Raw genomic sequence first — 12,676 nt, forward strand, 5'->3', positions numbered from 1 at the left:
CTCGCGTGGGCGGTCACCATCCACAAGTCGCAGGGCAAGACGTACGACAGCGCGATCGTCGACCTCGGCGCCCGGGCGTTCAGCCCGGGGCAGACCTATGTGGCGCTGAGCCGCCTCACCTCGCTCGAGGGGCTCTACCTCACCCGCCCGCTCCGGCCGAGCGACATCATGGTCGATCGGGACGTGGACCGGTTCATGCGCGCTGTGGTCTGACCACACGTCATCCCTTGGGATGATTTCGGTCGGTCCGTTGTCGTCTCGTTACCGCTCGCTCCCCGTATCCGACAACTGTCGACATAGGCTGGAATGCAGGGTGGTCTCGTCGACATCCAGGGCCGGGGGGACCTGAGGGGGAAAGCTATGCCAAGGCGTGAGGGGCGCAATCGGCGGTTCGCGCTGCTCGCAGCCGGGGTGGCGACGGTGCTGACCGGGTCGCTCGCGCTTGCCGGGTGCACCGGACCAGGGACGGCGGCGCCGGTGCCGTCGCAGGCATCCGTCACCCTGCCGTCCGGCGAGGCGAACGCGCTGAAGACCGCCGTGACGGATGCCATGAAGCTGGCCGGAGCATCCGGCGCGATCGTGGGCGTCTGGGCGCCGTGGGCGGGAAGCTACACCGCTGGGCTGGGCACGACGACCACGAACGGCAAGGACCCGGTGACGCCCGACCTGGCCTGGCGCATCGGCTCCGTGACCAAGCCGATGACGTGCACCGTGCTGCTGTCGCTCGTGCAGAAGGGCGAGGTGTCGCTCGACGATTCGGTGTCGAAGTATTTGCCGCGGCTGGTCGGCGTTGACGACCTGAAGCTGGGCCAGCTGTGTCAGAACACGTCGGGCCTCGGCGACTACTCCGCGGCTCTGGCACCGCAGTTCGTGGACAACCCGCTGCGCACCTACGTGCCGCTCGAGCTCGTCTCCAACGGCATGGGCGAGCCGCGCGCCGGCACGCCCGGACAACTGTGGTCGTACTCGAACGCCGGGTTCATCCTGCTCGGCATGGCGCTGCAGGCCGCGACCGGAAAGGACTGGGCGACCCTCTACCGCGACGAGGTGTTCAACCCGCTCGGCATGTCGTCGTCGAGCCTGCCGAGTTCGGCGAGCCTGCAGGGTTCCGGGTTGCACGGCTACGCCACATCGCTGGACACGGTCACCGGCGCCCCCCAGTGCGGCACCGTGGTGGACGACACCGACCTGGCGCCCAGCGCCACCTGGACGGCGAAGGGCGTCGTCTCCACACTCGGCGATCTGAAGACGTTCGCGCAGTCGTTCGCGACAGCATCCCTGCTCCAGGGTGACGCCAAGAAGGTCGCCTGGAAGACCGTGCCGCTCGGCGCGAACGTCGCGGCGTGGCAGCGCTACGGTATGGGCGGCATCCAGCTCGGACCGATGCGCGGGCACGACGGCGCGGTTCCCGGGTTCATCACCGCGATACTGAGCGATCCGCAGTCCGGGCTCACGGTCGTGGTCATGCTGAACAACTCGACGTCCGGCGCGGCCTACGCCCAGTCGCTGGCCATGGAGCTGAGCGCCATCGCGGCAGCGTTCAAGCCGGCCGACGGCCGCAAGGCGCCGACGATCTCACTGCCGTGGAAGGCGGATGACGCCAAGGCGGCCCTCGATCAGCTCGCGGTCTGCCGACCGGCAGGGGCGCCTCCCGCGCCGACGCCTGCACCGGCGACGTCGCCGGCTCCCGCCGCGTACAGCCCGGCGCCGGCGAACTGAACGGGCGGCGCAGATTCCGCCCCGCGCGCTCGGTTAGCCTCGAGCCATGCCTATCGTTCCCGACACGAAGAACTGGACGTGGGTGCTCGAGCGCGCCTGCCCGGAATGCGGATTCGACGCCAGTACCGTCGCGTTCCGCGAGATCCGGCGGCTGACGAGAGAGAACGCGGCCGCGTGGATGCCCGTGCTCGAGCGCGAAGACGTACGCGTTCGCCCCGACGAGAACACGTGGTCGCCGCTGGAGTATGCGGCACACGTGCGTGACGTCTACGGCGTGATGGGTCGCCGACTGCAGCTGCTGCTGACGCAGGACGATCCCGAGTTCGAGAACTGGGACCAGGATGCGACCGCGGTCGCCGAGCGGTACGGCGAGCAGGACCCTGCCGTCGTGGCGGCCGAGCTGCGCGAGGCGGCGGAGGCGCTAGCGGATGCCTGGGAGGCGGTACCGGACTCCGCTCTCGGTCGCAGCGGTCGCCGCAGCGACGGGAGCGTCTTCACGGTGGAGTCGCTCGCGAGATACTTCATCCACGACCCGGTGCACCACCTGTGGGATGCGCGCTGAGTCCTACCCGCAGAGCGGGACGCCGGCGGACGTCAGGATGACGGTGCGGTTCTGCTCGGCGAGGGCGTCGGAGTAGGTGCCCGTGGCATCCGTCTCGGGTTTGAAGCCGCACCACGAGTGACCGACGCCGGCGGTCGCCAGCAGGGATGCCGGCACGCCGAGGGTGACGAGTGCCTGCTTGACGGCATCCGCTCGTTGTTTCGACAGTGCAAGGTCGGCCGTGTTGCTGGTCGCCTGGTCCTTCGAGGCGGTTCCGGTGATGGTGACGACCTGGCCGTTCTGCTCGATCGACGGAACCAGACCGGCCAGCACCTTCTCTGCCGCGGAGGGGTTAGAGAACGTGGCGGTGTTCTTGACGAACAGCAGGTCGCTGTCGCGCACGATGATCGGCTGCGACCAGTCCGTCTTGGTCGCTGCGGCCGGGACGGGCACCGCAGTGACCGCGGGAAGCCCTGGCGCCGCTGCGCCGGACGCCGGCTCGGGCAGCACCGAGAGCGTGCCGCCGGATGCCTTGATGATCGCCGCCCAGATCGCCTGCAGGTTGCTGCGCGCGGTGATGGTCAGCGGCTGCTGGGCGCCCGCGACGTCGCCGAGGCCCGACCAGTACACCGTGACGCCTTTGAGGTCGGTCGGCAGCTCCCCCTTCGATTTCAGGTCGGCGACCACCTGCTGCGCATCCGCGGTGAGGAGGCCCTGCACCGCGAAGTTCAGCGGATCGACGGTCTGCAGTCCGTTCCCGATCACGAGCACGCCCATCGAGTTCGCGCCAAGGTTGCGCGCGGCCTGATCGATGGCGTCGAGGAAGTCCACCTCCGGGCTGGACGCCTTCAGCGACTGGATGTAGCTCGTCACCTGCGCGAGCTTGTTGCGCTGGTCGCTCTTGCAGACGATGTCGTCGTTGGCGGTCGAGCCGAGCAGCGTCGTTCCGCGCGCCTCCGGCTTGCCGGACGGCACCACGATCGTCACGCTTCCGTTGCTCGCGCCTGTCGCCTGCAGCTGCTGCGCCGCGGATGCCGGCAACTGGGTCGCCGGCTCGTTCGCCGTGCTGCCGGCGACGACGCCCAGGTTCCGCTTGTTCGCCTGGCTGCACGGTCCAGACGACGCCGCGGCCGACGAACAGGCCGCGAGCGACACGGCGACGAGGCAGGCCGCCACGGCGGGGGCGATGAAGCGGAGCGGATGTCTCACTGCGGCTCCCTTCTCAGCTGCAGTTCGTGGATGATCTGGCTGGTTCCCTGCGGATCCCGCTGCCGCTGCGCCAGCCGTGTCGCGAGCTGGGCGCGCACCTGCTCGAGCTGCGAGCGGAGCGTGTCCTGAGCGAGCTCGTAGCGTCGACGGTCCGCGTCATCCTGCGCAGCCTGCTGCGCGACCGCCTCCGCCGCCTTGAGCTGCTCCGCGAGCAGGCGATCGCGGTACTGGCGCAGCCGTGCCACCCGACGCCATCCGCGTTCCACGGCGGTGACCAGGGGCCGTGTCGTGAGCCACGCGGTGACGAAGCTCAGGGCGCCGGAGGTCGCGAGAACGCCCAGCATGAGGAACGCCATGATCGTGTCGGGCGCCGTCCAGGAGAAGCCGGTTGCGGTCGTCGGCTGTCCTGCGCCGACGAGGCCGGAGAGCCCGCCCGCAGCCTGCGCGTCGATGCCCGCCTTGATTCTGGCGAGGGTGACGACGATGAGGATGGCCGCCCACAGCACGCCGAGCCCGACCACGACGGCGACCCAGCCGCGGGTGGTGATGCCGCTTTCGATTCGACGGATGAGCACGGCGATCAGGTGCGGAATCGTCACGATCGCGGCCGAGATGCCGGCCGTGATGATGTACATCATGGCGCCGATCGACCCGTACTGGCTGTCGTTGCGCAGCAGCAGCGTGAGCGTCTGCGAGAGCAGGTAGTAGTCCACCGCCATCATGCCGAGCAGCAGCACGTAGACCATCACGTGCGCGAACGGCGAGAGGCGGCCGAGCCGCGGACCCCTCCGCGGCGGCTTCATCACGATGTCGCGAGCCATGTCATCCCCCTCATCGTGAGCTCAGGCGTAGCTGTGGAACTGCGGATCGCGCGCGGCGAGCTTGCGCTCGAGCATGGCCGCCTCTGCCTCGGCCTTGCCGAGGTCGGCGTGCGCGGAGCGCAGCGCGCCGTCCACGAGCTCGATGCGGCCGCGCGCGATGGTCTGCAGCGCTTCGCAGGTGGACTCGTGCCGGGTGCGCTGCCTCGCGAGGTCGGCGAGACCGGCGTTCTCGAACGCGGAGATCTCGTGCTCGAAGACATCCAGGGTCTCCACGTCGAGCGAGCGTCTCATGCGCCAGAGCCGCCAGCGCAGCCGTCGCGACAAGCGCTTCGTCTTCGGCAGGCGGTACTCGACCGTCTCCAGCCCGAATGCGTCGTGCGTGTCGACCACGGCGACGATGGCCCCCAGCCGATTCCGTTTCGACATCGTTCCCCTCCCATGAATAATGCGGGTTTGTCGCGTGCGAGCGGCTCAGCCTGCGGCGTCCGTCCCGCCGTTGCCTGCGTGTCCCGCCGCGATCGCGCCGCCGAACAGGTCCGTGCCGTGCCACAGCTCGAGCGCTCTGTGGCTGTCGTCGACCGTGAGCCAGGTGGGCCGGGTGAGTGCCGGCGGCCGGTCACTGATGTTCTCGGCGGCAGGATGCACCCGCCGCAGCGTGCCCCAGTAGATCGCCGTCTTCTCGTCCGAGTAGTCGAAGTACCGACGCGCCCGCAGGCGCGCCACGGTGAACCTGGTGTGGATGATCGCCTTGAGGTGCGCCGACCTTCTGTGGTCGCGCTGGATGCGCCGCTCGAGTCGCCGCAGATCCTCGTGAGCTGGGCTCGTCGGGTCGGGCTGTGCCATCGCATCCCGCAGCGCCTCGGCCGCCGCGCGTTCGAGCGCACTGGAACGCTCGGCGTACTCGCGCTGCTCGCGCACGATGGTGTCAGCGAGCGCCTCGTGCTCCATCCACTGGGAGCGCACATCAGTGAAGAACCGCTGGCCCTCCCGCTGCGCGTACGTGGCCGCGTGCGCCTGCAGTGCGGCGACCGTCGGGGTGGGATCGCCGACCGGCTCAGCCTCGTAGGCTGCTCGCGGCACCCCGGCACGGGCGTCCCGTTTCGCCAACCGCCTCAGACGGGTCCGGGTGAACACACCGACTCGCAAGGGAGCGCGAGGGGTGCGCGGGGGACGCAGGGCACGGGCATCCGACACGGGGACCTCCTCTTCGTCGCGGTCGGATCCGATCCGGCCGCACCGAGGAGATACACGGTAGGCGTGCCGGATGACAGATCGCCATGAGGCTCATCAGACGCTCGGCGAATCGAGATGTCGGCGTTATCCGTGGCGGAGTCACCCGAACTGGGGCGCCGGAACGGGCCGTTCTGCCCGTATTCGCTTCGACGTGCTCTGGTTTGTCGCCGCCCGGCGCGGCAAGATGTTCGCATGTGCGCGGTGGAGCTGGGAGCGAAGGCCCGGTGGGCCTTCGCCGCGACCCTCCCTATCGCACGGCCGTCACGCCGCGGGCGGCGCGCCGGAACCGGCGATGGGGGCCCAGCGCCCAGCCAGCTGCGCTGGCTCGGGTCACCGGCCTCATGTGGGGATGCCATGGGCGCGGATGCCGCGGGGGCCGCAACTGCGCCCATCGGCCCCGAACAGACTTGACCGCCACGCCCGGACCCGGCCGGCGCGCCGATCATTCGGCCGAATACGAGGTGTGCCGGCCGTGCGGGCAGTTGCCTGGGCGATCCCTTTGGAGCCGAAACCTAGGGTGAGAGCATGACCACCGGAACGCCCGCGAACGATCCGTCGCGGGTCTCGGCGCACGCATCGCCTCCAGCGCACGAGCCGGAGCGACCGCCTCAGCCGCCGGTGCGGCACCGGCCGCCCGCTGAGCTGATCGCCGTCGTCGTGCTCACGTACATCGCAGGGTTCCTGGCGATCGGTGTGGGCATCCTCTTCATCCTGCTGCGCTACGTGGTCGACAACGGCATGTTCGGCGGATCGTTCGGTGTCACGCTGATCGGTGCCGTTGTCATCCTTCTGGGGCTCTTCATCATCGCGCTGGCGTCGGCTCTGACCAGGGGCAAGCACTACGCGCGCGTGCTGACGACGATCGCGATGGCCGCAGAGTTCGCGCTCGCCGTGATCGCGCTCGTCGTTGACGCGACGTCGTACTGGTTCGAGATCGCGCTCATGGCGGCCGCGGTGCTCACCACCGTCGTTCTCTGGGTGGGGAGAGGCGGCCGGTACTTCGCGCACATCAGCGCGCAGGATGCCGCGCGTCGACAGACCGGGCTGTAATCGCCGCGAAGTCAGTAGTCGCCGGTTCCGCCATGTCGGCGGACATAGCGGCGGTGGATGAAGCGCACCACCTCGACACCGGCGATCGCGACGATCGACAGGCCGATCACGAGGAGTGTCGTGATGAGCGACGGGTCGGTGAACCCGAGGAACGTGCGCGCCAGCGGAACCGCGTACACCAGGATGAGGCCGATCATCATGGCACCGATGATCACGATCTTCCAGCCGTCGATCGGCCGGGAGAGCACCACGAGAATCCACAACCCGATGATCGTGAGGATGAGGGTGGCTCCGGTGCGCAGTTCCTCCTGCTGGATGCCCGCCCCGCCGGCCGCCCACGCGTACCACCACACGACGAGGCCGACCACCAGGCCGGCCGGCACCGCGAAGCTCAGCGAGCGGCGCAGGAATCCGGGGATGTAGCGGCGGGTGTTCGGCATCAGTGCCAGGAAGAACGCCGGGATGCCGATGGTCAGCCCGTCGACGACGGAGAGCTGGCGCGGCAGGAACGGGAACTGCATGATGCTGATGCCGAACACGATCGCCAGCACGGTGGCCCAGGCGGTCTTCGTGAGGAACAGCATCGAGACGCGCTCGATGTTCGCGATCACCTGGCGTCCCTCCGCGACGACGCCCGGCAGGTGCTCGAACTTGCCATCGAGCAGCACGATGCGCGCAACGGCCTTCGTCGCGGCCGAGCCGGACTCCATCGCGATGCCGATGTCGGCCTCCTTGATGGCGAGCGCGTCGTTCACCCCGTCTCCGGTCATCGCCACCGTGTGTCCGCTGGACTGCAGAGCCTGCACGATGGCCTTCTTCTGAGTCGGAGTGACCCTCCCGAAGACCGTGTGCCGCTCGAGCTCTGCGGCGAGGGCATCCTGGTCGTCGGGCAGTTCGCGAGCATCGAAGCCGCTCGGGGCATCCAGCCCCACCTCGCGGGCGATCGCCGCGACGGTCTGCGGATTGTCGCCGGAGATGATCTTCACGTCCACACCCTGGGACGCGAAGTAGCCGAGCGTCTCCAGTGCGTCGGAGCGGACGCTCTCGCGGAACGTGAGCAGTGTGACCGGCTTCAGCCCGGCGGGCAGGGTCTCGGCGTCGACGTGCTCTGGAGTGAGCGCCGCGGGGCAGTGCCCGAGCACCAGCGTTCGCCGACCGGATGCCGCCAGCTGGGAGGATCTGCTCCGCAACTCCTTGTGTGCGTCGCCCTGGAACACCATCTCGGGACCGCCCAGCACCCAGGTGCCCTCCGCGGCCCCTGTGAACGACACGGCGCTCCACTTGCGGGCGGACGAGAACGGGATGCGCGCATCCGGCTCGAGGTCGCACTCCGCCTGGTAGGCGGCGGCCAGGCACCGTGCCGTGGCGTTCGCGTCGGGTTCAGCGCCGTACCAGGCGAGCACCTGCTCCCAGCCGCTCGGGGCTTCGCGGGGAACGGGCTCGGCCTCCAGCGTGGAAAGCGTGCCGGACGTCGAGCGGAACACCGGATGCGCCTCATCGAACACGATCTCGCCCTCGGTGAGCGTGCCGGTCTTGTCGAGGCAGATCACGTCGACCCGGGCGAGACCCTCGACCGCTGGGAGTTCCTGCACGAGCACCTGCCGCGCCGCGAGCTTCACCGCACCGACCGCGAACGCGATGCTCGTCATGAGCACCAATCCGAGCGGGATCATCGCGATCACCGATGCGATCGCGTTCACTGCGGCCTGCCGCCACTCACCGCTGCTGATCGCCTCCGGCCAGCCGCCGAACACGAAGATCTGCGCGTTGAGCACGAGAAGCGCGACCGGTCCGATGATCCAGGCCTGGAACTTGAGCACCTTGTCGACGGATCGCCGCAACTCGCTCGCGACCAGTGAGAACCGCTTCGCCTCACTGGCGAGCTTGTTGGCGAACGAGTCGGCGCCCACCCGCGTGACCCGTGCGGTGCCCTCGCCGCCGACGACGATCGAGCCGCTCAGAACTTCGTCGGCGGTCTGCTTGTCGACGGCATCCGACTCGCCGGTGAGCATCGACTCGTCTGCCTGCAGCCGGGATGAGTCGATCACCACCCCGTCAGCGGCGATCTGGTCGCCGGCCCGCAGCACGAGGATGTCGTCCAGCACCACGTCGGCGATCGTCACGTCGCGAAGCTCGCCCTCGCGCATAACGCGTGCCGTCGGTGCGTGCAGCAGCGCCAGCTTGTCGAGGGCAGCCTTCGCTCGGAACTCCTGCACGGATCCGATGATCGTGTTCGCTATAGCGCTCAGGCCGAACAGGGCATCCTGCCAGCGCCCCAGGATGAGCAGCACGGCGAAGCAGGCCACGATGATGCCGTTGAACAGCGTGAACACGTTGGCGCGCACGATGCTCCACGCGGAGCGGCTCGTGGCATCCGTGTAGGCGTTGGTGCGGCCGTCTGCCACCCGTTCGGCGACCTCGGCCGACGTGAGGCCGAGCGTCGCGCCGGCCGTGTCGGTCATCGTCTCCCCTGTCGACGCTCGGGCGGGTTCGAGGAACGCTCAGCGGCATCCGCGCCGCCCGATGCGAGCATAATGGAGCACTTTGCGTGGAGCACGGCGCCGCTACGCCCGTACCATCGACGAGTGAGCGAAGAGGCCAGCGGCGGAAGCGTCGGGGAGAGATCGGACGGGACCTCTGCCGACGACCAGGTGGTGGAGTCGTACTTCAGCGCCGACCGAGCGAAGGCGTTCATCGACGCCGTCGTCGCGATCGCGCTGACGCTGCTCATCCTGCCGTTGCTGGATGCCATCACCAGCCTCGCGCACCTCCCGCCTGACAGGCTTCCCGGTGCCGCGAAGTGGTTCGGGGACAACTGGCTTCTGTTGCTGGCGTTCCTGATCAGCTTCGCGCTGATCGCGACGTTCTGGCTGAATCACCATCGCATGTACGCCGGCGTGCGACGCGTGAGCACTGCGCTGCTCTGGCTGAACGTGGCGTGGCTGCTGACCATCGTGTGGCTGCCGGTGGCGACGGCGATGATCAGCATCCTCGACAGCGATGATGCGCTCGTGAAGGTCTCGTACGTCGGAACGATGGGTGTGGCCAGCCTGATGGCCCTCGCGCAGGAACTCTTCCTCCGTGCACATCCGGCGCTGCATGACATTTCGCCGGACGCGTTGCTGCGAGGCATCGCCGTGAACATCGCGATGATCGTGCTCTTCGGTGTGAGCCTTCTCGTCAGCATCCTTGTGCCCGAGATCAGCTACTTCGCGTTGTTCCTGCTCATGCTGACCGGGCCGGTGGCGCGCCTCATCGGCCGGATGCTCGGAGTGCGGCGACCGCCGAAGCAGGCATCCGCGACCCCGGAACGCTGATTCGGAGATCATCGCCGCCGTGAGGAGGAGAGCAAAGCACATGGAAGAGAAGGGCCTCGTCCTCGACCCGGCCGATGAGAGGCACGCGAAGGCGATCGCCCGACTTCGCGCCGAGCGGATCGGTTGGCTGGGCACGATCGGCCGAGACGGATATCCGCATGCCGTTCCCGTGTGGTTCCTGTGGCACGACGACGCGATCATCGTCTTCAACCAGCCCGGCTCCGCCAAGGTGAAGAATCTCCGGGAGAATCCGCGAGCCTTCTTCCACCTCGAGGCGGGTGCCGACACGGCACAGGTGCACGTGCTTCAGGGCGATGCAGAGGTGTCGGATACACCCGCGAAGGACTGGGCCACGACGCTGACGACGCCGTTTCTCGAGAAGTACGCGCTGGACCTGCAATACCTCGGGCAAACCCTCGAGGAGCTGTGGAGCGGCTATTCCGTGGTGACGATCCTGCGGCCACGCAGGCTCATCACCCTCTGACGGACTCCTCGTCGCGCAACCCGCGGATCATGCTCTGCAGGATGCGGAAGGCGTCCGCCTGCTCGTTCTGCGAGAGACCGCTCAGCATCCTCAGCTCCACGGATCGGACAGCGGTGGACGCCTTCTCCAGGCTCCGTCTCCCGCGCGGCGTGAGTCGCGTGGGAAGGACCTTCCCGACGGTCGCCTCCGAGGCTCTGGTGACATAGCCGTCACGTTCCAGGTTCTGGAGCAGCACGTTCATCGACTGCCTGGTCACGAAAGCGCCGCGAGCCAGTTCGGAGTTCGACAGACCCGGGCGTTGCGCCAACAGTTCCAGGCAGGAGTAGTGGGTCACGGTCATTCCGAGCGGGCGCAGCACAGCCTCCATGGCGACGCGCAGTGCGCTCGAAGCCTCCTTCAGCAGGTAGCCCAACGAGGTCTCCAGATGGATGCCGGCTTCGTCTTGACTCATGTCAGCATTCTGACATAGAGTGGTGTGTGTCAGGAATCTGACACATTCAATCAGCTTTTGTAAGGAGCTTCCCGATGCCCGTTTCCGGTCCCGACTTCATCTCTCTCCAGGTTCGCGACCTCGACGTGTCGCGGGAGTTCTACGAGAAGTACCTCGGTCTCGTCCGGTCTCCGGCCGGCCCTCCGCACGCTGTCGTCTTCGATACGACGCCGATCGCGTTCGCACTGCGAGACCTCGTTCCCGGTACCGACCTGGCCTCCGTCGCACAGCCCGGCATCGGAGCGGCGATCTGGCTCCGTGCGACGGACGTGCAGAGGATCCACGATGCGCTTGTGGCCGAGGGTCACACGATCGTCGCGGCTCCAATCGACGGCCCGTTCGGTCGCACCTTCACGTTCGCCGACCCTGACGGCTACCACATCACGCTCCACGATCGGGCGTGAGGTGCGGGGTCAGCTCTCCGTCCACAGCCGTCTGTACTGCACAGCTGTCCACAGGGAAAAGTGCTGGTCAGGGTGCGGTTCGGAATGTCGGTGGGTGGTGTTTGACTTGTTCGCATGAGCACCCCGAACGCACCGACCGCCGACCCGACGGCGACACTGTCGGCTGCGTTCGACGCGCTCGCGGCAGCACTGGATGACGTGCTCCCGGCCGTGGAGGTGCACGGTCTCGGCGATGAGGCGCTCCTGGCAGCGACGCGGGCGGTGGAGGTGCTGGGTCGTCGGGTGGATGCGTTGCGGGCGCACTGCGCCGGAGAGATCCTGGAACGGTCTCCGAAAGGACTCGGTGCGGAACGCCTCTCCGCGCGCAACGGGTGCCGCACACCCGCCGAACTCACCGCCCGGTTGACCGGGGTGACCGAAGCGACCGCTGCCCGGCGGGCGGCGCTCGGTCAGGCGGTGACCGTGCGCGGGTCGCTGACTGGTGGGTTGTTGCCGCCGAAGTTCCCGGCTGTCGCGGCAGCGGTTTCCGCCGGTGACCTCGGTGAGGATGCGGCCCGGATCATCATCAGCACGCTGTCGAGTGTGGAGCTTCGGGCGGACCCCGTCGACTGGGCTACCGCCGAAGAGGAACTGGTGGCGTCGGCGGTGGGCGGGTTCTCCGCCGACCAGACCCGTGTCCAAGCCATGGTGTGGAAGATCGCGTTGGACCCGGACGGGGTGGAGACCGGTGCGGAGGAGGCGATGCGGCACCGCACCTTCACCCGGTTGGGCACCCATGGTGGGTTGGTGCGGTATCGGATGGAGTTGATGCCGGAGATCTCCGGGAAACTGGAGCAAGCACTCGCCGCGGTGGTGTCCCCGAAATCGAAGCCCGTGTTCCTCGACGACGACGACGACGCAGCAGAAGCGGGCTGGGATGATCGTTCGTCGCCGCAGAAGCGGCATGATGCGTTCGCGTCCCTGATCGATGCCGCCGCCCGCAGTGCACAGGTGGCGTCGATGGGTGGTGCCGCGCCGACCGTCCTGGTCACCGTCGACCAACACGACCTGACCGAGGGGCGTGGTGCCGGGTGGATGGACGGGGTGGAGGAGCCGATCCCGATGGCGGCGGTGACCCAGTTCGCCTGCGCCGGCGGGATCCAGAAACTCCTCCTCCGGGAGGGGAAGATTCTCTCGTTGTGGGCGCCGGAACGCTGCTTCACCGCCCAGCAACGCCGCGCGATCGCCGCCCGCGACAAAACGTGTGTCATCCCCGGCTGCCGTATCCCGGCCGGGTGGTGCGAATACCACCACGTGCAAGAGCACTCACGAGGGGGACCCACCGACACCAGCAACGGTGCCGCCGTCTGCTGGTTCCACCACCGGTCCATCGACACCGGTGGGTGGGCGATCCGCATGCACAACGGGA

Annotated in this window: 13 protein-coding genes and 1 pseudogene; 8 read left to right on the forward strand and 6 right to left on the reverse strand. The window is 68.3% G+C overall.

Going from position 1 to position 12,676, the window contains the following annotated elements; genetic code table 11:
- The 3 genes and pseudogenes from ACTHNC_RS09165 to ACTHNC_RS09175 form a co-directional block, all read left to right on the forward strand.
- A pseudogene (locus ACTHNC_RS09165) lies at positions 1–213 on the forward strand (helicase); the annotation flags it as partial.
- A gap of 147 nt (positions 214–360) precedes the next feature.
- Positions 361–1,719, forward strand: coding sequence for a serine hydrolase domain-containing protein (locus ACTHNC_RS09170; RefSeq protein ID WP_440294294.1), 1,359 nt, complete (start codon positions 361–363; stop codon positions 1,717–1,719).
- A gap of 46 nt (positions 1,720–1,765) precedes the next feature.
- Positions 1,766–2,281, forward strand: a complete 516-nt coding sequence (locus tag ACTHNC_RS09175) for a DinB family protein (RefSeq protein ID WP_440294295.1) — start codon at positions 1,766–1,768, stop codon at positions 2,279–2,281.
- A 3-nt stretch (positions 2,282–2,284) separates the two neighbouring features.
- Here ACTHNC_RS09175 and ACTHNC_RS09180 read toward each other — a convergent pair whose 3' ends face one another.
- The 4 genes from ACTHNC_RS09180 to ACTHNC_RS09195 are packed head-to-tail and all read right to left on the reverse strand — an operon-like array spanning position 2,285 to position 5,370.
- Positions 2,285–3,469 carry an OmpA family protein gene (locus ACTHNC_RS09180; protein WP_440294296.1) on the reverse strand — a complete coding sequence of 395 codons (1,185 nt, stop codon included), beginning with the start codon at positions 3,467–3,469 and terminating at the stop codon, positions 2,285–2,287.
- The gene (locus ACTHNC_RS09185; RefSeq protein ID WP_440294297.1) at positions 3,466–4,290 is read right to left on the reverse strand and encodes a hypothetical protein; all 825 of its coding nucleotides are present in this window, start codon (positions 4,288–4,290) and stop codon (positions 3,466–3,468) included. Before ACTHNC_RS09185 ends, ACTHNC_RS09180 begins: the two co-directional genes overlap by 4 nt.
- 21 nt (positions 4,291–4,311) lie before the next feature.
- Positions 4,312–4,716 carry a hypothetical protein gene (locus ACTHNC_RS09190; protein ID WP_440294298.1) on the reverse strand — a complete coding sequence of 135 codons (405 nt, stop codon included), beginning with the start codon at positions 4,714–4,716 and terminating at the stop codon, positions 4,312–4,314.
- 45 nt (positions 4,717–4,761) lie between these two features.
- Positions 4,762–5,370: a hypothetical protein gene (locus ACTHNC_RS09195; protein WP_440294299.1), complete on the reverse strand. Its 609-nt coding sequence runs from the start codon at positions 5,368–5,370 to the stop codon at positions 4,762–4,764.
- A gap of 678 nt (positions 5,371–6,048) precedes the next feature.
- Between ACTHNC_RS09195 and ACTHNC_RS09200 the strand changes: the two genes are divergently transcribed.
- Complete coding sequence (locus ACTHNC_RS09200) at positions 6,049–6,573, forward strand: hypothetical protein (RefSeq protein WP_440294300.1); 525 nt, start codon at positions 6,049–6,051, stop codon at positions 6,571–6,573.
- A gap of 11 nt (positions 6,574–6,584) precedes the next feature.
- Here ACTHNC_RS09200 and ACTHNC_RS09205 read toward each other — a convergent pair whose 3' ends face one another.
- Positions 6,585–9,035: an HAD-IC family P-type ATPase gene (locus tag ACTHNC_RS09205; protein ID WP_440294301.1), complete on the reverse strand. Its 2,451-nt coding sequence runs from the start codon at positions 9,033–9,035 to the stop codon at positions 6,585–6,587.
- A 123-nt stretch (positions 9,036–9,158) separates the two neighbouring features.
- Here ACTHNC_RS09205 and ACTHNC_RS09210 point away from each other — a divergent pair, with 123 nt between their 5' ends.
- Together ACTHNC_RS09210 and ACTHNC_RS09215 are read left to right on the forward strand one after the other, a co-directional pair.
- Positions 9,159–9,890: a TMEM175 family protein gene (locus ACTHNC_RS09210; RefSeq protein WP_440294302.1), complete on the forward strand. Its 732-nt coding sequence runs from the start codon at positions 9,159–9,161 to the stop codon at positions 9,888–9,890.
- Positions 9,891–9,930: 40 nt separating this feature from the next.
- Positions 9,931–10,374, forward strand: coding sequence for a pyridoxamine 5'-phosphate oxidase family protein (locus tag ACTHNC_RS09215; protein WP_440294303.1), 444 nt, complete (start codon positions 9,931–9,933; stop codon positions 10,372–10,374).
- Here the strand turns inward: ACTHNC_RS09215 and ACTHNC_RS09220 are convergent.
- A complete protein-coding gene (locus tag ACTHNC_RS09220; protein WP_440294304.1) occupies positions 10,364–10,825 on the reverse strand; it encodes a MarR family winged helix-turn-helix transcriptional regulator in 462 nt (153 codons plus the stop codon). The genes ACTHNC_RS09215 and ACTHNC_RS09220 overlap by 11 nt on opposite strands.
- 74 nt (positions 10,826–10,899) lie before the next feature.
- Between ACTHNC_RS09220 and ACTHNC_RS09225 the strand changes: the two genes are divergently transcribed.
- Entirely contained in the window at positions 10,900–11,268 is a 369-nt protein-coding gene (locus ACTHNC_RS09225) for a VOC family protein (protein WP_440294305.1), read from the forward strand.
- Positions 11,269–11,466: 198 nt separating this feature from the next.
- The coding region (locus ACTHNC_RS09230; protein ID WP_440294306.1) for a DUF222 domain-containing protein at positions 11,467–12,676 on the forward strand (1,210 nt) is incomplete at its 3' end.

Origin of the sequence: Humibacter sp., from assembly GCF_051954055.1 — a bacterium.
Lineage (GTDB): Bacteria > Actinomycetota > Actinomycetes > Actinomycetales > Microbacteriaceae > Humibacter.